General features: G+C 40.2%; 16 protein-coding genes. 10 read left to right on the top strand and 6 right to left on the bottom strand.

What is annotated here, in order from left to right; genetic code table 11:
• Positions 1 to 149 precede the first annotated feature (149 nt).
• Positions 150 to 776 (bottom strand): ion transporter, encoded by a 627-nt coding sequence (locus tag ESV85_RS06660; protein ID WP_146915940.1) that lies wholly within the window; start codon positions 774 to 776, stop codon positions 150 to 152.
• Between the two features lie 337 nt (positions 777 to 1,113).
• Between ESV85_RS06660 and hrpB the strand changes: the two genes are divergently transcribed.
• On the top strand, positions 1,114 to 3,600 hold the full coding sequence (gene hrpB, locus ESV85_RS06655; protein WP_146915939.1) for an ATP-dependent helicase HrpB: 2,487 nt from the start codon (positions 1,114 to 1,116) through the stop codon (positions 3,598 to 3,600).
• Here the strand turns inward: hrpB and ESV85_RS06650 are convergent.
• Both ESV85_RS06650 and ESV85_RS06645 read right to left on the bottom strand, forming a co-directional pair.
• On the bottom strand, positions 3,597 to 4,154 hold the full coding sequence (locus ESV85_RS06650; protein ID WP_146915937.1) for a hypothetical protein: 558 nt from the start codon (positions 4,152 to 4,154) through the stop codon (positions 3,597 to 3,599). The genes hrpB and ESV85_RS06650 overlap by 4 nt on opposite strands.
• A gap of 127 nt (positions 4,155 to 4,281) precedes the next feature.
• Positions 4,282 to 4,809 carry a HEAT repeat domain-containing protein gene (locus tag ESV85_RS06645; RefSeq protein ID WP_146915935.1) on the bottom strand — a complete coding sequence of 176 codons (528 nt, stop codon included), beginning with the start codon at positions 4,807 to 4,809 and terminating at the stop codon, positions 4,282 to 4,284.
• A 48-nt stretch (positions 4,810 to 4,857) separates the two neighbouring features.
• Between ESV85_RS06645 and ESV85_RS06640 the strand changes: the two genes are divergently transcribed.
• The 8 genes from ESV85_RS06640 to ESV85_RS06605 all read left to right on the top strand — a co-directional run bounded on the left by ESV85_RS06640 (position 4,858) and on the right by ESV85_RS06605 (position 14,192).
• On the top strand, positions 4,858 to 5,568 hold the full coding sequence (locus ESV85_RS06640; protein WP_146915933.1) for a hypothetical protein: 711 nt from the start codon (positions 4,858 to 4,860) through the stop codon (positions 5,566 to 5,568).
• Between the two features lie 592 nt (positions 5,569 to 6,160).
• Complete coding sequence (locus tag ESV85_RS06635; RefSeq protein ID WP_146915931.1) at positions 6,161 to 7,600, top strand: alpha-L-fucosidase; 1,440 nt, start codon at positions 6,161 to 6,163, stop codon at positions 7,598 to 7,600.
• Positions 7,601 to 7,640: 40 nt separating this feature from the next.
• On the top strand, positions 7,641 to 8,090 hold the full coding sequence (locus ESV85_RS06630; RefSeq protein WP_146915930.1) for a GNAT family N-acetyltransferase: 450 nt from the start codon (positions 7,641 to 7,643) through the stop codon (positions 8,088 to 8,090).
• Positions 8,091 to 8,193: 103 nt separating this feature from the next.
• The gene (locus tag ESV85_RS06625) at positions 8,194 to 9,393 is read left to right on the top strand and encodes a C45 family autoproteolytic acyltransferase/hydolase (RefSeq protein ID WP_146915928.1); all 1,200 of its coding nucleotides are present in this window, start codon (positions 8,194 to 8,196) and stop codon (positions 9,391 to 9,393) included.
• Complete coding sequence (locus ESV85_RS06620) at positions 9,393 to 10,238, top strand: alpha/beta hydrolase (RefSeq protein WP_146915926.1); 846 nt, start codon at positions 9,393 to 9,395, stop codon at positions 10,236 to 10,238. Before ESV85_RS06625 ends, ESV85_RS06620 begins: the two co-directional genes overlap by 1 nt.
• 403 nt (positions 10,239 to 10,641) lie before the next feature.
• The gene (locus ESV85_RS06615; RefSeq protein WP_146915924.1) at positions 10,642 to 11,607 is read left to right on the top strand and encodes a c-type cytochrome; all 966 of its coding nucleotides are present in this window, start codon (positions 10,642 to 10,644) and stop codon (positions 11,605 to 11,607) included.
• A gap of 443 nt (positions 11,608 to 12,050) precedes the next feature.
• Positions 12,051 to 13,343: a tyrosine--tRNA ligase gene (gene tyrS / locus ESV85_RS06610; RefSeq protein WP_146915922.1), complete on the top strand. Its 1,293-nt coding sequence runs from the start codon at positions 12,051 to 12,053 to the stop codon at positions 13,341 to 13,343.
• 147 nt (positions 13,344 to 13,490) lie between these two features.
• A complete protein-coding gene (locus ESV85_RS06605; RefSeq protein ID WP_146915920.1) occupies positions 13,491 to 14,192 on the top strand; it encodes a TetR/AcrR family transcriptional regulator in 702 nt (233 codons plus the stop codon).
• A 117-nt stretch (positions 14,193 to 14,309) separates the two neighbouring features.
• Here ESV85_RS06605 and ESV85_RS06600 read toward each other — a convergent pair whose 3' ends face one another.
• Positions 14,310 to 15,809: a peptide MFS transporter gene (locus tag ESV85_RS06600; protein ID WP_410488851.1), complete on the bottom strand. Its 1,500-nt coding sequence runs from the start codon at positions 15,807 to 15,809 to the stop codon at positions 14,310 to 14,312.
• 346 nt (positions 15,810 to 16,155) lie between these two features.
• Between ESV85_RS06600 and pckA the strand changes: the two genes are divergently transcribed.
• Positions 16,156 to 17,754, top strand: a complete 1,599-nt coding sequence (gene pckA, locus ESV85_RS06595) for a phosphoenolpyruvate carboxykinase (ATP) (protein ID WP_146915916.1) — start codon at positions 16,156 to 16,158, stop codon at positions 17,752 to 17,754.
• Positions 17,755 to 17,855: 101 nt separating this feature from the next.
• Here pckA and ESV85_RS06590 read toward each other — a convergent pair whose 3' ends face one another.
• Together ESV85_RS06590 and ESV85_RS06585 are read right to left on the bottom strand one after the other, a co-directional pair.
• Entirely contained in the window at positions 17,856 to 18,086 is a 231-nt protein-coding gene (locus ESV85_RS06590) for an acyl carrier protein (protein WP_146915914.1), read from the bottom strand.
• A gap of 177 nt (positions 18,087 to 18,263) precedes the next feature.
• Positions 18,264 to 21,422 carry an efflux RND transporter permease subunit gene (locus tag ESV85_RS06585; RefSeq protein WP_146915913.1) on the bottom strand — a complete coding sequence of 1,053 codons (3,159 nt, stop codon included), beginning with the start codon at positions 21,420 to 21,422 and terminating at the stop codon, positions 18,264 to 18,266.
• Between the last annotated feature and the right edge of the window lies 1 nt (position 21,423).

Raw genomic sequence — 21,423 nt, 5'->3', positions numbered from 1 at the left:
TTCTCCAGAAGCCGGATAGGAATAGAATAAAACACCCGAGATGGGCGAAAAATTTATTGCTGTTACCATTAGCAAATCTTTCTGCTTGTCAGTTAACAAACTTCTATCAGAGAAGTAACATTATCTATAATTCACTAAATGCGACATTTTCACCCTTTGACAAACCAGCTGGCTACATAAGCTGTGAACGTTCCAAATAGACCTACACCAGTAGTCATTAGCACGGCAGCAATGAGCCTCCCTTCCAACGTCACGGGATAATGATCTCCGTATCCTACGGTGGTAATAGTCACAAATGCCCACCATAGTGCATCGCCGGCGGTGGTAATATTACTTTCTGGAGTCCGTTCAACCTGAAGAATAGTAATAGAGCAAAAAATGATCATCAATACAGCTACTATAATTGCGGAATTCAATGTACCCTGCGCTTTATTCTCAAAGTAAGAATCTAGGAAATCCTTGAGTGATTTAAATGCTTTTACTACGCGAAGAATCCTTACAAAACGTAAAAGTCTACCAATTCGGAATATATCTATCATTGGAATAGAAGCGACTAGATCTACCCATCCCCATCGCATGAATTTCAATTTGCTTTCAGCCTGATAAAATTGAACACAGAAGTCCAAGAAAAACACAATGCATATCGCAAAATCAAAGATTTGGAGCAACTTCTGAGTTTCTGGTGGTAGGTCTACGATAACCCCTATCAATAATGCTCCTAGAATATAGACTGACAGAAAAAGTATCAGGACGTTAAAAAAATTGGGTTTTGTCATTTATCAATTCACTTAAATAATATTTACCTCTAAAATACTGAAAAATATATTTTGACATTAAAGTTCTTTAAGCAAAGCCGTCATTTCTATAAGATCTTTTGAGGTAAATAATTCAATACTGAATAAGTGCTACTAATTATTAGAAAATCGTGGACAGTCTCCTAAGATCTTAAGAAATCTCCACTCTCCAATTGACCTCGCAAATCGTAAGTCGTAAGTCGTAAATTATGTAAAGACTGCTTCATATTCATACCCCACCATTCGCAGTGACATAATTCCAAGATCTCAAATCCCCCAAAATTCCCTTTCTACCCCAGAATCCCTATTTTTGCCCCGCATGCTTCAAGATTTCGATCCATTATCCTTTGATCTCCCTGTAGCGGAGATTATTCCTCAAGTTAAATCCCAGCTTTCTACCGCTAATTCTTTAATAATCCAGGCACCTCCAGGTGCGGGAAAGAGTACACTCCTGCCCTTGACTTTACTAGATGAACCTTGGCTAGCTGGGAAGAAGATCATTATGCTGGAGCCTAGGCGATTGGCTACCAAGACCATTGCTCAGCGCATGGCATCTATGACGGATACCAAGTTGGGAGATCTGATCGGCTATAGAATTCGCTTTGAATCAGCTATTTCAGCCAATACTAGACTGGAAGTAATCACAGAGGGAATTTTGACCCGTATGCTTCATTCGGACAATGCGCTGGAAGATGTGGGCTTGGTGATCTTCGATGAGTTTCATGAGCGAAATCTTCACTCTGAAGTAGCTTTGGCATTGATCCGTGAAGTGCAACAAGTACTAAGACCTGATCTTAGAATACTGCTGATGTCTGCGACTATAGATGCCAAGGTTCTCTCCGGTATGCTTAAGTCCACCGTGATCGAAAGTAAGGGTCGTCAGTATCCTGTGGAAGTGAATTACATGAATGTTGTGGATGAATATTCCATTGGGGAAGATGCGGCGCGACAGATTATTCCATTGACCAAAGTTCATGAGGGGGATTTTTTGGTTTTCCTTCCTGGGCAAGGAGAGATCCGAAAGGCACAGGAAATTCTTAGAAAAGCACTCCCTGATGATCTCGTGCTTCCTTTATATGGACAGCTATCCCCAGCAGATCAGAACAGAGCGATTATGCCTCATCCTTCTGGGAAGCGGAAGATTGTGCTTTCCACAGACATTGCGGAGACTTCTTTGACTATTGAAGGAGTGAAAGTGGTTGTTGATTCAGGCTTCGCCAAATCATCCAAGTTTGATCCAAGATCAGGTTTATCACGCTTGGTTTTACATAGAATCAGCAAGGATTCCGCAGATCAACGAAGCGGTCGTGCAGGTCGATTGACTGCCGGTCATAGCTATAGGCTTTGGACGAAAGCCATTCAAAATCAGCTAAATGAGTACCGCACGCCAGAGTTGATGGAAGCAGACCTAACAGGTTTGGTTCTGGATATGAAAGCCTGGGGCAAGCAGGAAATTCGCTCCATGACTTGGCTTACTCCTCCTCCGGCTGGCACTTTAGCTTTAGCAGAAAAGACACTGGAGTCCATAGAAGCTATAGTAGAAGGAGAACTGACGCCACATGGTAAGGAGGTTCACAAGTTGCCAACCCATCCACGAATTGCTCACATGCTGATCAATGCGGCTGAAATAGATCAGCTGGGTTTGGCTACAGATATCGCGGCGATCTTGGACGAGCGTGATCCTCTAGGACCAGATGCCGGAGTGGATTTGAATTTGAGAATAGAAGCGCTTCGCAGATATAGAAAGTATGATGTTAGCATAGCTGGCATAAAGAAGATCGAAAAGATGGCGGCTTCGTATCGACGCATGTTTGCTATTCAGCCAGAAAGCGGCCCAGTTGATCCTTGGCAGACGGGCTTACTCCTAGCCTATGCCTATCCTGAACGGATCGCAGCAGCTCGACCTGGTAACAATGCTCAGTTCCAGTTGGCCAATGGAAAAATAGCTCAGATTGGTCACAAGGATGATCTGGCGCACGAATCTTGGCTTGCAGTTGCACATGTAGATGCCCGAGAAGGAATGGGTAAAATCTGGATGGCTGCTCCTATCAATCCCAAAGATTTGGCTCCTATGCTGAAGACCAAGGAGGTATTGAAATGGGATAGAAAGAAAGGCGGTTTGCAGGCTCATTCAGAGATTAGAATTGGATCGATTATTCTGGGAACTCGGCCTTTGGCAAAGTATGCTTCTGGAGATGTGACCGAAGCGATTATGCAAGCTATCCGCGAGGATGGTGAGTATTTGTTGGATTTCACTGAACATGTCGAGCAATTGATTCTGCGAGTACAAAGCATGAAAAGTTGGTATGCAGATCAGAACTGGCCCGATTGGTCAGTAGCTACTCTCTGCGAAAAGCCGGAAACTTGGATTGAACCGTACCTGCAAAACATCACCAAAAATGACGATTTCAAGAAACTGGACATAGCTCAGATTCTTTTTAGCAGTCTTGATTTTGAACTTCAAAAACAACTCGACCGATTGGCTCCGGCAACGGTAGAAGTTCCTTCGGGAAGCAAGATCAAACTTGAATATAGAAAAGAGGACATTCCGCTACTGTCGGTGAGACTACAGGAATTGTTTGGTCTGCTGGAAACTCCCAAAGTCAATAATGGAAAAGTCAATGTGCTTATTGAGATGCTTTCTCCGGGTTATAAGCCAGTTCAGCTTACTCAGGATCTGAAAAGCTTTTGGCAGAATGGGTATTTTGAAGTGAAAAAGGAATTGAAACGACGCTACCCAAAACACGAATGGCCCGAGAATCCATTGGATGCTCAGGCCATACGGGGAGTGAAGAGAAAATATTAAACCTCCACTAAGACCGGTTTATCTAAGTAATCGAGAAATTGAAGGAATGAGGCTATTGTGAATGGAGTCATTTCGTCACAATTTATTTTCTCCAAGAATGACTGACGAAGAATCGGATAGTCTTCTGGATTATATAATCTGCTGAGTGCGGTAGAACGAAAAGCTGATTCCACCAAATTACAAGCTTCAAAAGGGTTCTCTTTGTGATGTAGAAATTCCTGCTCTAGCACTATAGGATCAATCATTTGATCCAACCATCTGAACCCTGTATCCAAAAAGAAGTTTTCGGAAGAAATAATCGCTTCAGGTAATTCGATGTCGTCAGATAGTATAATTTTTTTAGGGTACATATCCCCCAAAATGTCCGGAGTCTGGACCAGAGTAATTGATTGTTCAGCGTAATTATTAAGCGTAGGAATGTATTTATGGATCAACTCTTCGACAGCATTTATACGAATACCTAAATGGTACTCAATATAAGTTTCCGCCGATCCTTCGGCAAAATGCACGAAAATAACCTGCTTACCATGAGGATAAACCTTCTCAAATAGCATTTGAGATTGATTTAACACAAAGCCATTATCTATAAAAAACTCTGAGTGCAAACAGACGACATCCATTTTTCGCATGATGAAATTCTTTTTATTGTATTAATAAACACAATAATGATGCGAATGTTGTTTAATCCTCAGAAAATAATTCTCTAATCTCTGTTAAAATTGGTTCTATCTCTAGTTTTTTCAGTTCCAAACTACCCTCATCCTCTGGATTGTGTAGGTAGTGATTCCAGTGTTTTTCAGCCTTTCTAAGTGTACGCGGAGTCATATCAAATTCCACTTCGTCCAGGTACATCTTGGCAAGGGTTTGTGCTTTGAAATTACCGAAGAGAAAAACTCTAAAAATATCTACAAAGCGTTGGCTTAAATCAAACTCTTCCAACACCTGAACAAATGCTCCTTGATGCGCTCTATTTTTCTTATCATTAATAGCCTCAAAAATCGCGTCGAGAGACTCCTCGTTGAATGCAGACAGAGAAAGTGCCCGGCATGCCAGATACGCAACTTCCCAGTTGTCGCCTTTCACTAGTTCGATCACTTTATCTCTTCCGCTTTCATCCAGATTTTTTCCCAGTTTGTCTGCAAAATAGAAAGCTTCCTTTTCTTTAGGATCGCTCATACGCTTGATTAAGCCTTGGATTTCCTCGTCCATGATTTTTCGGTTTATTTGTGCAAATATAATCGAAAAGCCTCCCCCGCTATGATTTCCGGTAACCCAAAGTTAATTAGTCTTGAAAAGTACCAGTCCATTCTGGCAGTATCCGAAAAGAAAGGGTTGAAGGGAACCTTCCAAGAGGCTAAGCATCAATGGGTAATTTCTGATTCGGAAGCTTGGCTAGCCAAAGTTTCACTTCCTTGGAATATGCAGACAAGTGCATCCGGGATTTTATCTGTAAAGGACGATTTCCATTTGGCCTTAGTAATGATCCGAGCCGGAATTGCCGTTACCGGATACTTTCACAACGGTGAAATGCTGGATCACAAAGTATTCCGAGCCTATATGGTTCGCCAAAAGCAAGGAAAAAGTCAGATCAAATACCTGAAAACAAAAGGAAAATCAAGAGCTGGCTCCAGACTGAGACTGGGAGAATCGGAGCAGTTTTTTGAGGAAATCAACGAGCGACTACAGCAGTATCATAAAGAATATGCTATCACCACTTGGGGAATCAGCTGTGGCAAAACCCTGTGGCCGTACTTCTTCGGAAGTGATATGCCTACTCCTTTTTCGAAGAATGCAGAAAACCTGATCAGCATCCCCTTCCATGTGCAGCAACCTGACTTTGCAACCTTACAGGAAATCCACAAGAAGTTGAATGGGATTCATTTGACACTTTCTGAAAAAGGGCAAGAGATTTTTGATCAGCCAGATACCACAGAATCAAATAAGCTTAATGAGGAGGATGATTGGTGAGAGAATGAACAATTTTCAATGATCAATTTTCAAATTCAATGATCAAAAACCTTTGTTCTCTTTATTTCTTTTGTGGTTAAAAAATTAAGTGGTTCAAGTCTCCTGACTTGGACCTAAAACAATGAAGTCTTCAGACTTTCATTTTCATCCCCGAAGACCAACTAATGCAGGAAAATTTTACAACATAGAAACATAGATTTTCATAGCCTGAAATGGTAAAATTACGCTTTAATACGAACTTCATTCCTTTGCTCTCTTTATGCCTTTGTGGTATTAATTTTTCACCACAAAGGAACAATGATCATAAAGTATTATGTAGTGGGATTGATTCCCAATGATGTGGGCGTATTTCTATGTTTCCCTATGTGGCTATGTGGTTTAAAAAAATCAATGATCAATGTTCAAATTCAAGTTTCAAAGGCTGCAAAACACCAGTGATCTTTGCGTTTTCTTTGTGCCTTTTGAGGTAAAATATATTTTCAAATTGACCAATGAATAGTATCAGAGTAGAACAATTAGAATAGATTTCCCTTTTGACTCTTTGCTTTCCATTTTACCTTTAAGAGTTCATTCATTCACCATTTCTTTTCCCATGTCCCAAAGATTCAATTGGCTACTCGTGATTGCTCTTGTTATTACTTTTCAAGCCAACGCACAAAATACCCTTCACCCTACTTCCTCGGAGTACGAATACCCTACTGATCCCAAAGTAGTAGAGAAACTCGAGCAATGGAGAGATCAAAAATTTGGCATTTTGATTCACTGGGGCATCTATGCTGTGCCGGGAATTGTAGAATCCTGGAGTATCAATAATGAGGATTGGATCAATAGAAAAGATACGACCCAGAGCTATGAGGAATATAAGAAGTGGTACTTTGGATTGAGTGAAAAGTTTAATCCACAGGGATTTGACCCAAATCAGTGGGCTGAAGCTGCGGATAAAGCCGGATTGAAATACGTGGTATTCACCACCAAGCATCACGACGGTTTCAATATGTTTGACACCCAGTTTACAGATTACAAAATCAGTAATGGACCTTTTGCAAGCAATCCAAAAGCTGATGTAACCAAGTACGTTTTTGATGCATTCCGCGAAAAGGACATGATGATTGGAGCTTATTTTTCTAAGCCAGATTGGCATTCTCAATATTACTGGTGGGATTACCGAGCTACCCCAGATCGCAATGTTAATTATGATATCCGCAAGCACCCTTGGAGATGGAATCAATACGTGCAGTTCACGCATAACCAACTCAATGAAATCACAACCAATTATGGAGATATAGATATACTATGGTTAGATGGAGGTTGGGTAAGACCAAAGTCTACTATCAATGATGAAGTACTGAGCTGGGGAGCACCGATTCCAGATTTTGATCAGGAAATCAATATGCCGAAAGTGGCAGAAATGGTAAGAGAAAATCAAGAAGGAATTTTGATCGTGGATCGAACAGTTCATGGGCCATTTGAAAACTACCGAACTCCAGAGCAAGGAATTCCATCTGAAATGTCTCCTGACCCATGGGAAAGCTGTATCACGTTGGGCGGAGCCTGGGGATTTGTTCCTAACGATAAATTCAAACCTTCACGAAAAGTGATCCATTTGCTGATAGAGATTGTGACTAAAGGCGGTAATTTATTATTGGGAGTTGGACCTACTGCCGATGGTCTTTTCTTACCTGAACAGGTATCCAGACTGGAAGAAATAGGGAAATGGTTGGAAATAAACGGTGCAGGAATCTACGGCACTCGAGCAATTGAAAATTTCCAGGATGGTAAACTCTATTTCACCCAAGGCAAAGCCAAAGAAATGTATGCTCTTATGCCTTTGGAAGAAGGAGAAAAGCTAAGTGAAACAATCACTTGGACTCTGAATCAACCAAAAGAAGGAAGCAAAATCACAATTCTAGGTGAGAATAAATCTCTCAAATGGAAGACAGAAAACGGAAAAACTGTTGTTTCGTTTCCAAAGAATCTTCAGCAAAAACTTACAAATTCTCCTGCTATTGTACTGACCTACATTTCTGAATAAAGTAATTCTCACAGATAGCCTTCAAACAAGAAACGAATAAATGGAATTGACTACAGTAATAAAATCTTTCGAGGAGCTCAGCAATCATGAGTTATATGCTATCATTCGACTTCGTAATGAAGTATTTGTATTAGAGCAGGATTGTGTGTTTCAGGATGCTGATAATAAGGACCAATTTGCAGATCACGTCATGATTATGGCTGATGATTTTTTGGTTGCTTACTCAAGGGTATTACCTGCAGGAGCATCTTTTGCTGAAGCATCAATAGGACGAGTAGTTAGTGATATGAAAGCCCGAGGAACTGGCGCAGGAAGAAGGTTGATGAAGGACTCACTTGCTTATATTTTAGAAAAGTATGGGTCTTGTACTGTTAGAATTGGTGCCCAAACTTACTTAAACGAATTCTATAAATCTCTTGGATTTGAGAATGCTGGAGAAACTTATTTAGAAGACGGAATCGAGCATATAGAAATGATTACTCAGGTTTAGATAATCAGTATCTTATAAGACACTCAGCCTGATGCAACGAGATATCAGCTCAAAAGCGCTTCACTTTTAGTAACTTAGGAATCTCCTAATACTACTAAGACCGATGAAACGTATTTTACTCCTTTTTTGCCTTATCAGTGCCTTACAGATTTCTTGTTCTCAAAAAGAAAAACAAGAGAATCTTGATCTTCAAAATTCTGATGCTAACCTAGAACTATTAGCAAATGGAGATCTTCTTTTTTTGGAACTGAACGGCACTCCTTATGAACGAGGATTGGCACACGGGAAGGCTTTGAAAACAGAAATTCAGGAAGTTATCCGGCTATTCAAGGAAGATATCAAAGCCACTACGCAGAAAGATCCTGATGAATTTATTAGAGAATTTTTAGCACAAACAGATTATAAGTCTGCTGTGATGCAATACACACCAGAATTGATGGAAGAAGTAAGGGGCATCTCTGAAGGCTCCGAAGTAGATCTGGAAACAATCTTTATGCATCAGTTGGGAGATGAATATTGGTTCAATACCAAAGATGTACTGGCTCACAGTTGTAGTTCATTCGGTGTAGATAAGACATCCTCCCTACCCAGCATCACTGCCCAAAACATGGATATCCCTCAATACTACCATGGATTCCAAACAGTTATTCACTCCAAAGACCCCAATTCAGACAAGGAGCAGATGTATTTGACTATCCCCGGACATCTTGGTATTACCGGTATGAACAATCAATCTATTTCAATTAACTGTAACACCTTGATGCAACTGAATTATGGGAAAACCGGACTACCAGTAACATTTATCGTCAGAGGAGTTTTAAGCAAAAGCACTCAAGAAGAAGCTCTGACATTTTTGAAAGAGATCGAGCATGCTTCCGGCCAAAACTATATCATTGGAGGTCCTGAGAAAGTATATGACCTGGAATGTTCTGCTACCCAAGTCGTGGAGTTCCGTCCCTTTCCCAATTCGATTTTTGCATACCACACCAATCATCCTATGAGTAACAAAGATTATAGTAGTAACTATCAAGCGATGCTACTTGCTAACAATAAAACAGCAGATGAAGGTCTCTATGAATGTCAGCGAATCAAGTCTTTTCAAAGTAGATTTACAGAAACTACTCAAAGCATTGGAATCGAAGATATCAAAAAGGTGCTTAGCTCCAGAGATAATGAAGGGGCTGATGTAGTCAGTAACAGAAACACTTATGCAAGCGTGATCTACGAATTATCGGACAAACCTAGGTTCATCATTGCTCCAGGAAAACCACATGAAAAAGAATACATAGAAATCAACTGGTAATGAAGACTGCTTCCACTTTTATCTGTTTTATCACGCTCCTATTCTGGACAAGTACATCTTTTGCCCAGGAGGTGTTTTCATACAAAACGGTGGACACCACTGAGCTTTTAATGGAAGTATATTATCCTGATAATATGAATACCTCGGACGAATATCCAGCCTTGGTTTTCTTTTTCGGTGGTGGTTGGAATTCAGGTAGCAGAGCGCAGTTTGAGCATCAGGCAGCTTACTTCGCCAAACGAGGCATGGTTTGCTTTTTGGTAGACTACAGAACCAAAAATCAGCATAAAACCTCTCCTTTTGAATCAGTATCAGATGCCAAATCAGCTATAAGATATTTGAGGAAAAACGCCAGTAAATTTCATATTGCTCCTGATAAAATAATCGCTTCAGGAGGTTCTGCCGGAGCTCATTTGGCAGCTGCCACAGCACTAATCGAAGATTATAATGAAAGTACTGATAATCTGGAAATCAGCCCAGTGCCGAATGCTTTAATACTTTTCAACCCTGTCATAGACAATGGCCCAGGAGGTTACGGCTACGAGAGAATTGGGGATCATTACAAAAACTTTTCTCCTCTACACAATATCAAATCAGGCGCTCCGCCAACCCTGTTTTTGTTGGGCACAAATGACAATCTTGTTCCAGTAGTGACTGCACAATATTATCAGATGGTGATGGAGAAAGTGGGGAGTAGATGTGATTTGATATTGTACCAAGACCAACCTCATGGTTTCTTCAATTACAGCAATTTTGAAAATTACAAGATGACGGTTCAAGCATCAGATGACTTCCTTCAGTCCTTAGGGTATCTTCAAAAAGATCCAGAGGTAAAAATAGAATAAGCAGATGTTCGATGTACTCCAATTAAGTGACATCCTATTGCTAGTTATCAGTATATATATCCAGGTTACTTAGTTTTATTTAGGATTTACAAATTCTACCCTACATGCTAGCAAGATTGATATAAAGCACCTTATCATTTTGCTCCTGTTATTCATATTCCAATGTCACAAAATATCTAGGCCCTATCTTATGTTACAAAAACAGCCTAATTAAAAAAGACCTTAGTTGTACTATTCGGAGAAATAAATAGCATTTTAATTATTTTTATACTTATATTAATGTTGTTATAGAATATCCTAACAACCACTATTTTTTGCCACAGTGAAATAATGAGGATTTTCCTTGCCTACCTAAGGAGCCTCTATTTATAATTTTTCATTTAAATTTTTAACTGGCAGTACTATGAAAAAGATTTTCAAATACCTTGGTTACCTATTCGTAGGTGTTTTACTAATTGGAATATCCCTTTTCGCCATTGTCTCTATGACATGGAAAAAGGCTTATGATGCCCCCTATCCACCTATTTCAATAAGCTCAGATTCAACAGTTCTTGCGCGTGGACAATATTTGGTTTATGGACCCGCACATTGTGCCACTTGCCATATAGATCCATCTGATTACGATGCTATGAGTGCAGGAGAATTGGTACCCATAGCTGGCGGTAGCGAAATAATTATACCACCGGGTACATTCAGACCAAGAAATCTTACGCCTGACATAGAAACTGGCATTGGATCTTTGACAAATGAGGAAGTGGCTAGAGTAATGAGATTTGGAGTGGGACATGATGGAAGAGTTTTGTTTCCTTTCATGCCATTTGAAAATATGACGGAAGAGGATTTGAATTCTATCATATCGTTTTTAAGGTCAAGACCTCCAGTCTCTAGAAAAATCGAAGCCACAGAATATACATTCTTAGGAAAAGTTGTTCTGGCCGTCGGAATGATCAAACCAATCCAACCAGGCGCGACGCCCAAAAAAGCACTAAAGCAAGAAGCTTCCGTGGTCTATGGGGAATATTTAGCCAATTCAGTAGCCAATTGCGCAGGTTGTCATTCACCAAGAGATCTAAAAAGTGGAGAGTTTACTGGACCAAAATTTTCAGGAGGATTGATTTTTGAAGAAACAGCAGCCACTTTTACTACCCCAAATCTTACTCCAGACCCCGAGACAGGAGTATTAGCAACATGGACAGAAGATACGTTTATCCAGCGTTTTAAATCTGGACCAATACATGAAGGTACTCCTATGCCATGGTCGAGCTTTGCCATGATGAATGAAGTGGATGTAAAAGCAATCTACATGTACTTGAAGTCCCTACCTCCCACCAAAAATCTGATCGAAAAAACTGTTGTAATGAAAGACTAAACTATCGAACAAAATCATATAATCTTATCAAATGAAGAAGCCGGAAGTAATTCTGGCTTCTTCATTTGATAAGAATAGTAGTCTAAATGCACTACAAATATGTTGTTGAACTCTTTTCAATGATCTTATCAGATTCAAGCACATATAAAATACCAACCTTATTTAACCATGAATAAACAAATGTAGATTGACTAGCTCTCAACTCGGTTTGAGAGTACACCTACCTAAGTACAAATAAAGGGAATAAAGTCCTGCTCTCTAAGTATTTATAAAATTGATCTAATCCTGAAAGTAGGCAAAAGTCCAAATTGAAATAGTGGCATTTAAACGAAGTGAGAATAATAGAAACTTTGAATTTCAAATAATCGCCAAGCCTTTACCCCCATTCCTTCTTTCCTTTCGCAGACAAGACTATATTTGCACCTCGAAAAATCAACTATTAGATGAATTCATTCATAGAAGAATTACGCTGGAGAGGCATGCTACAGGACATGACGCCGGATATAGAAGAACACCTTACTAAAGGAATGGCTTCTGCCTATCTAGGTTTTGATCCGACGGCAGATTCTCTACATATAGGTCACTTAGTTGGAGTGATGACTCTTTTACATTTCCAACGAGCTGGTCACAAGCCATTTGCCTTAGTCGGTGGAGCTACTGGAATGATCGGTGATCCCTCTTTCAAGTCGGCAGAGCGTAATCTATTGGATAAAAACACGCTGGACCACAACATTTCTTGTATTCAGGATCAGCTTGCCAAATTCCTTGATTTCGCTGGTTCCACTACCAATAAAGCCGAGTTAGTCAATAACTACGACTGGATGTCTCAGTTTAGCTTTTTGGACTTTATCAGAGATGTAGGAAAACACATCACCGTAAACTACATGATGTCCAAAGACTCTGTAAAAAGACGTCTTGAGGATGGAAATGGGCTTTCATTCACTGAATTCACCTACCAATTGATCCAAGGCTATGATTTCTATCATCTTTGGAAAAATGAGAATTGCTCTATACAGCTTGGTGGTTCTGATCAATGGGGAAATATCGTCACTGGTACGGAACTGATCAGAAGAATGGGCGGCGGATCTGCTTATGCATTGACTGTACCTTTGATCACAAAAGCTGATGGTACTAAGTTCGGTAAAACTGAAGGTGGTTCTGTTTGGCTTGATCCTGAGAAAACTTCTCCATATGCATTTTACCAATTCTGGCTGAATGTTTCTGATGAAGATGCTTCCAAATACATTCGAATTTTCACAGTATTAGATCAGTCCACCATAGAGAGCTTGGAAAAAGAGCACGCTGAAGCCCCTCACCTACGCATCTTGCAAAAGGAAATTGCCAAGCAAATCACGATCATGGTTCATAGCGAATCTGATTTTGAAATGGCGGTAAAAGCTTCTGATATTCTGTTTGGGAAATCATCTACTGAAGACTTGGCAGCTCTGGACGAGCGTACGTTCCTTCAGGTTTTTGAAGGTGTTCCTCAGGTTCAGATAGACAAAAGTGAATACACTTCCTTAGGCTCAATTTTGGATCTTTTCGGAGACATCACTCAAGGAGTTGTGTTTGCTTCTAAAGGAGAAGCCAGGAAAATGATCCAAGGTGGAGGAGTAAGTATTAACAAAGAGAAGCTCAGTGATCCAAATGCAGCTATAAACTTGACTTTACTTCAAAACAAGTACTTGCTGGTACAAAAAGGCAAGAAAAACTATTACATAGTGGAAGTGAAGTAAGTCAGTGATACTCATACGAAAAAAGGCTTTAGGAAATCCCTAAAGCCTTTTTTTATGAAATTAAGCTAAATATAAAGTGAGTAAAACCCAGTATTTGACCCAAGTTTAATATCTTTGATTTCAATTTTTGGAAAAAGTAAATAACTCATGGCAGGAGAGAAAAATAAAGAAAAACTCATTTTAGATTCAGCTGTTTCATTATTCAAATCTAAAGGTTATTTGGCCACCAGAATGGAGGATGTAGCCAAATCCGCTGGGATAAGTAAAGGCCTCACCTACTTTTATTACAAAAACAAAGAGGATCTTTTTATGGCTTTGACCAAAAAAGCCTTCGACCAATTCAAGGATGAGTTCCGTGATGAATGGTCTAATAGAAATAAGGGGAAAAATGGGTTGGAAATGCTTTCTGACCTTTTGGTAAAAGTCGTTGCCTTTGCAAGAGCAAATCAAGTCTATTACGATTCTATTCTTAATTTTCTAGACCTTCTTAAGAAATACAACAATCCAGAAAGCCGGAAGTTAATAGATCCGAAAACCTTGGAATCTGTACACTTTCAGAAACTCTTAGAAATCCATCATGAGCCTGCCAAAATCGGGATTATGATGGTAAGTCAGGGTATTAAGGATGGAAGTATACGTCCTGAACTTCAGCCAGACATCACTTTTTACACTATCTGGAGTATGATCATTGGCTATGAGAAAATGCTGGGACCAATCGAATACGAAGGCAAGGATCTTAAAATCCACTCCGAAAACTGGGAGCCTGGATTCCTTCGATTGATGCAAGAAATGCTGAAAGGAACTATTCAAGCCACTAAGAAAACTACAGTACAAACAAGTCTATTCTAAATTCATTTTGCTTTTCAAGTATCTCAATTAGCATAGACCACAAACAATAAAGGCTGTCGAAAATATATCGACAGCCTTTAATGTTACTAAGTATTGAGATTTGAAAATGTCTATTTACTAATGAACATCTCCCATCATCCTTCTGATCAAAGGCTTCAAAAGGAACAAGAGTGCAGCAGATCCAAACACTGTGTAAACGATCAACATGTATTGATCTGGCATTTGAGCAAGAGCTTCTTCTGTTCCGCCACTTGCCTCTCCAGCAATCAGTCCAGCGATCAAATTACCAAGCGCTACAGAAAGGAACCAGATACCCATCATTTGTCCGCCATAGCCTTTTGGAGCTAGTTTGGTTACTAAGCTCAGTCCTACAGGAGATAAACTCAACTCGCCAAACGTATGTAGCATGTAAGTGATCAACAACCAAGTCGGGGCAGCCAAATCACCAGAAGCAGCAATTTTAGTAGCGAAATACATTACGAAAAAACCAATAGCCAGTAGCAAAAGACCGAAGGTGAATTTCATTGGAGAACTTGGCTCCATATTTCTTCTACCAAGCCAGATCCAAAGAGCTCCGAAAAATGGAGCGAAAATGATGATGAAAAGTGAATTAACAGATTGGAAATAACTGGTAGGAATCTCCCAACCTAGTATGGTTCTATCTGTAAAACGATCGGCAAAAAGATTCAAGGTAGATCCTGCTTGCTCGAAACCTGACCAGAACATTGCAGAAAACAAGAAGAGTATAGCGATTACCCCCACCTTGTTTTTATCAGCTTTATCCAATCCTCCAAAGGCTATCACATAACCTAAGTAGCCGAAAGCTACCAGGGCAATGACTGTCCCTGATGCGCCTGCAATCGCTGATACATTGATAGGAATCACTCCCATAAATAGTACACCAACAACAGCAACCAACCCAATTCCCAAATAGGTAACGATAGATTTAAGCTTCTTTTGACTAGAAACCTCCTTTTCTGTCTCAAAAACAGGTACATCTCCATGACCTTCTAATAGAGCACCTGAAAGTTTGTATTGAATCAATCCAAAAACCATCCCTAAACCCGCAAGGCCAAAGCCAAGGTGCATATCATAAGTAGCTAGCGTACCACAAGCAATCGGAGCTATAAAGCCACCGATATTTATCCCCATATAGAAGATAGAGAAACCTGCGTCTCGCTTAGTACTTCCTTTAGGGTAAAGCTGACCTACTATAGAGCTAATATTAGGTTTCAAAAGACCTGTTCCCAATACAATCAATATCAAACCCAAAAAGAAGGATGAAGTATCAAGCGTACTCAATTCAGGTTTGATCGAGTGATCTCCAGTAATCAAAGCCATCACACCAGGGAGAGCCATAGTAAAGTGCCCTATAGCAATAATAATCCCTCCGTACCAGACGGATTTTTTCAGTCCAAAAAGTCTATCAGCAAGCCATCCGCCAGGCAAAGCCAACAAATAAACTCCCATGGTATATAAACCATAGATAGCACCAGAAGTCTGATCATCGAAGCCCAGTCCGCCTTCAGCTACTGCCATGGTCATAAATAAAATGAGCAAGGCACGCATGCCATAGTAACTGAATCTTTCCCACATTTCTGTGAAAAATAGTGTCATCAGTCCTTTTGGATGGCCAAAAATAGTTGGCCCATCAAATTCAGGAGTAAGTTGTTTTTCCAAGGATAGTTTTATTTGGGTGAAATCAATTTTACAATGATAAACCTTTTTAACCCTTGTTTCCAAAGTTAAAGCCGCTGAATTATAAGCTTATCTCTAAATAATAAGCAGTTGGAAAATGGAAAACAGATTAGTCCAAATCAATGGGACAATCATAACCAAATAATAAGCTGTTTTCTACATGCAATCGATTGTAATTAAAAATAAAGCATATTTTATTGGTTTATGTATTACAGATTTTACTAGTTTTGTGGAGACAATTTTCAGATTGTAAACCCAAATATGTATGCAGGAACTAGATCTGGACACCCAGACTTCTCCCCTGGCTTTTCTCAGCTCTACAGCTTTCAGAAAAGTTCACACCAATCTTCCACCAGCAGAACTGGTGGAAATTGCTTTAGCGCGAAATGAAGGTAAACTCACTTCTACTGGCGCGCTGATGGCCGACACCGGTAAATTCACCGGAAGATCCCCTAAAGATCGTTACATCGTATTAGACGATAAAACTAAAGACGCTGTCTGGTGGGGTGATATCAACATCCCTTTTGATACCGAGAAATTCCATTTGCTTCTGGAAAAAATGAAAGCATTTCTAGCGGACAAAGAACTTTTCGTCCGTGATGCTTATGCTGGAGCAGATGTGAATCATCGCCTCAAATTGAAAGTAATCAACACCAAGGCTTGGCATAATCTCTTTTGCCATAACATGTTTTTAAGGCCATCTGAGGATGAATTGAAAAATTTCGAACATGATTTCACGATCATTTGTGCTCCAGAATTTCAGGCTAATCCTGAAACTGATGGCACAAAAAACCCAAACTTTGCCATCTTAAATCTCAGCGAACGAATTATCCTGATCGGTGGAACGGCCTATGCAGGTGAAATGAAGAAAGGAATTTTTTCTGTACTCAACTTCATCCTTCCTCATGAAAAAAATGTGCTTTCCATGCATTGCTCAGCAAATGTGGGAGCAGAAGGAGACACCGCGATCTTCTTTGGATTATCAGGTACGGGCAAAACAACACTTTCAGCAGACCCAAAAAGAAGTCTGGTTGGTGACGATGAGCATGGATGGACAGAAAATGGTGTTTTCAATTTCGAAGGCGGATGCTACGCAAAGGTCATTGATCTCAGCAAAGACAAGGAACCTGAAATTTGGGATGCTATTAAATTTGGTTCAATTGTAGAAAACACCCGATTCAAAGGAAATTCCAGGGAAATAGATTACACGAACAAGTCCGTCACTGAAAACACAAGAACGGCTTATCCTATTGAATTCATATCTAATGCCTTGAATCCTTCGATTGCTGGCATTCCTAAGAACATATTCTTTTTGACAGCAGATGCATTTGGGGTGATCCCTCCTATCTCTAAATTGAATAAAAGCCAGGCTATGTATCATTTCATTTCGGGTTACACTGCTAAAGTTGCGGGCACTGAAATGGGAGTCACAGAACCGAAATTAACATTTTCAGCTTGTTTTGGAGCAGCCTTCTTACCTCTACATCCAACAGAGTACGCTAGCCTGTTTGGTAAGAAAATGGAAGAGCATGACACCAACGTGTGGTTAATCAACACCGGCTGGACTGGAGGTTCTTATGGTGTAGGTTCTCGAATGAAACTAGCTTACACCAGAGCAATGATTACTGCTGCACTGGAGGGGAAATTAGATCAAGTTGACTACAAGAAACATCCAGTTTTCGGAATGGATGTGCCTCAGGATTGCCCAAATGTACCTTCTGAGATTCTTAACCCAAAAAGCACTTGGGAGGATAAAGAGGGGTACGATAAGCAAGCAAGAGCACTTTCAGCTGCATTTAAAACGAATTTTGAGAAATTCAAGGACTTTGCCTCTGACGACATTATGATGGGAGCTCCACTTTAAAAGTGTACAACTTTAACCCAACATTCACATAAAAAAAGAGTCCCGCACTTGTGGGACTCTTTTCGATAGTACGGGCGAAAGATTTTTCGCCCCTACATTAATTAACTCATCAACAATTCTATTATTTGAGCTGGTGCTTGCACCTTCTCAACCTTATCATCCGCGATCTGTTTTCTCAATTCGTATTCTAATTCGAAGATCAAACCTGAGACAAATACCTTATCCATTCTCAAATCGCTTTCGAAGGATGCGTACTTTCTTTTACCTGTCAGATCTATGCCATATTGTTGGAAGACCTTTGAGATTTTGCGTAAATCAGTATAATTTTTCATGTGATTATTATTGTTTTTTTATGGCCACATGGAATCTCGCATGGTTTATAATCATAGCGGTGCGTGTCGGAAACGACATGCCTGTCTGCATAAAGCAGGCTCGATTTCATCGGGTATGTAGTTAAATAACCCTTGCAAATCTTGCTGACCAGCAAGGGTCCTGTATTCAATTTTAGTCTAAACGTAAGCGGCTGCTTCAGACTCAAACTCTTCAATATTTGTGTCTTCAAGCTCTATTACCTTCTTTTCGCTCTTACCTATTTTCACCATAAATCTGTCGAACAGATAATAGATCACAGGCACAACGATCAAAGTCAGGAACATAGAGGAAAGCAATCCTCCGATGATCACCCAGGCTAAGCTGTTTTTCCACTCTGCACCAGCACCGGTAGCCAAAGCAATCGGCATCATACCAATCACCATCGCTATCGTAGTCATCAGAATCGGACGAAATCGGATCTTCACTGCTTTTTCAAGTGCGTCCTTCACTTCAACTCCAGCTTCTTTTAACTGATTCGTGAAATCGACTAGCAGAATAGCATTCTTAGCTACCAGACCCATCAACATGATCAGACCCATGATAGAGAAGATACTTAACGTTCCTTTAGTCAGTGCCAAAGCGAGTAAGGATCCTATCAAAGCCATCGGTAGAGAGAACATCACCACTAGTGGATAGACATAAGAATCATACAATCCCACCATGATCAGGTAAATCAAAATGATGGAGGCCAAAAGCGCTATTCCCAAGGATCCAAAACCCTCACTTTGGTTTTTCATATCACCGTCATAGTTGATCTGTACCTGCTGTGGAAGTGTCATCGCATCTATCGCGGCAGTCAATTCCGCACCTACCGTTCCGGAAGGAACACCGGCAACCTGAGAGGTGATTTTGACCGAAGAAACACGATCTCTTCTCTCCAACTTAATTGGACCTTCAGACTGATTTACTGTTGCAAACTGCTCTAGCTTTACCAGTTTTCCATTTCTATTTAGGAACGTAAGGTTTTGAACATCAGAAATTGATCTTCTATCGAATTCATTCAACTTCACCAAGATGTCATATTCGTAGTCTCCGTCAGTGTATTTAGAATCATCGTTACCATTAAAAGCTACTTGAAGTGCTCCACCTACCATGTCCATAGATAGTCCAAGCTCATTCATTTTATAACGATCCACTTCTACTCTAATTTCAGGATTACCGTCTTCAAGAGAGCTTTCGATTTTTCGGGTGCCTTTTAAACCGGCTAATATGGCTTCGATTTTCTCTGAAACCAGACGTATGGAATCCTTATCTGGCCCTGAAACAATTACTTGAATAGGTGCATCATTCGCAGTACCCATGATAGAAATCGGAACACCAGTATATTCGGCTCCTGTAATATTTTCTTCCAAGTAATTCTCTAGATTCCTAGCGTAGTCAGGACCTGACATAGTTCTATATTCTGGACCAACAAGTTTCACCAATATCTCAGAAGTAAACGGAGAAGATTGCGATCCTGTAAATTGACCAGAGGCCACACCTACTGTAGTAAACACCTCAGTGACTTCTGGTAACGTTCTCAGGTAATCCTCCACTTCCCGGGTTTTAAAGTTGGTCTGCTCTAGCGTCGCATCTTTTGGAAGCTCCAGTCTAAGCAAGAATTCTCCTCTATCACCTTCAGAAACGAATTCAGAACCGATAAAGCCTTTGATCACTAGGAAGAAAGAAGAAATAAAGAGTATGAATGTCAAACCTAATAACACAGCCTTGTGTGCAAAACCCCATCTCAAAATCCCAACTAACCAATCCACGAAAGCGTCTAAACCAGCTTCAAAACCATAGACGATTTTTCCAAAGAAGGAATTTTTGTCCAAATGTTCCAGCTTCGAGAACCTCGATGTGAGCAGAGGAATTAAGGTAAATGCAACCAGTAAACTGATCAAAGTTGCCGTGGCTACTGTGATACTGAACTGAGATAATATACCTCCAATTAACCCTCCAGTCATTGCAAGCGGCACGAATACCACGATGATCACCAAAGTAATCGATACTACTGTAGAACCGATTTCACGAATACCATCATAAGAAGCCTGGGCTATAGTTTTACCCATTTCCAGGTGACGATAGATGTTTTCAATAACCACAATAGCATCATCCACCAGAATGCCTACCACAAGTGATAGTGCTAGCAAAGACATCAAGTTCAGTGTAAAACCAGCCAGAAACATCACAGTAAATGTCGCCACAATCGATGCTGGCACAGCCACCATTACGATGATCGCATTACGGATACTGTGTAGAAACAAGAGCATAATCAAAGCCACTAACACAATAGCTATAATCAAATCCTTGATTACGTCATTCGCAGCTTCCAAAGTAAATTCAGAGGTATTTTGAGATATCTGGAAAGAAACCCCTTCTGAAGCATAACTCTGCTCAAGGATATGAAGCTCATGTTCCAAAATTTCAGATACCTCCACTGCATTAGCATCAGATTGCTTTTGAACAGTCAGACCAATCGCTGATTTGCCATTTAACCTAGTTAGGATATCCTCTTCTTTGTAAGAATCTTCTACCTCTGCTACTTCTTTCAGTTGAATCGGAGATTCATCCTCGCGATAAGCAATCACCAAATTCTCTATGTCCTGAATATTTTGGAATTTACCCGCAAGACGGATCAAAACCTGTCCTTCATTATCTTTCAATCGGCCAGTAGGAAAATCAAGATTACTTGCATTGATAGTCTGAGCTACAGAAATCGGTGAAATACCGTATGCGTCCAGTTTGTTTCTATCCAAGTTTACTTTGATCTCACGCTCTGTACCACCCAACATATTCACTTGAGCTACACCTTTGATCTGAGCCAATGAAGGCTGAATCTTGTTCTTGATCAAATCATAAAAGTCCGAAGGATTCAGATTAGAATAAACCGCCAACTGCATGATCGGTAAATCGTCCAAGTCAAACTTGCCCAAACTTGGAGGATCTGCATCATCAGGAAGATCTCCTAGGATTGCATTGATCTTTCGCTGCGCATCCTGCATGGAATAATCCACATCTTCTCCGGCTTCCAGTTCGATCGTAATGATGGAAATACTTTCCTGAGAGATGGAATTCATGGATTTGATCCCTTCCAAAGAAGCAACCGCATCCTCAATTTTCTTAGTTACAGAAGTTTCCACCTCGGAAGGAGCAGCTCCTGGATACACTGTAGCAATGGTTACCACATTGGTTTCCATCTTTGGCAAAAGCTCGTATGAAAGCTGTGAATAGGAAAAAATTCCCAGCAATGTCAGTACGGTAAACAGTACAACCACCATGGTCGACCGTTGTATTGATATTTTAGTGATTTGCATA

It is taken from the genome of Algoriphagus aquimarinus (genome assembly GCF_007997215.1).
GTDB classification, from domain to species: domain Bacteria; phylum Bacteroidota; class Bacteroidia; order Cytophagales; family Cyclobacteriaceae; genus Algoriphagus; species Algoriphagus aquimarinus_A.
This window is presented reverse-complemented; position numbering and strand designations above follow the sequence as displayed.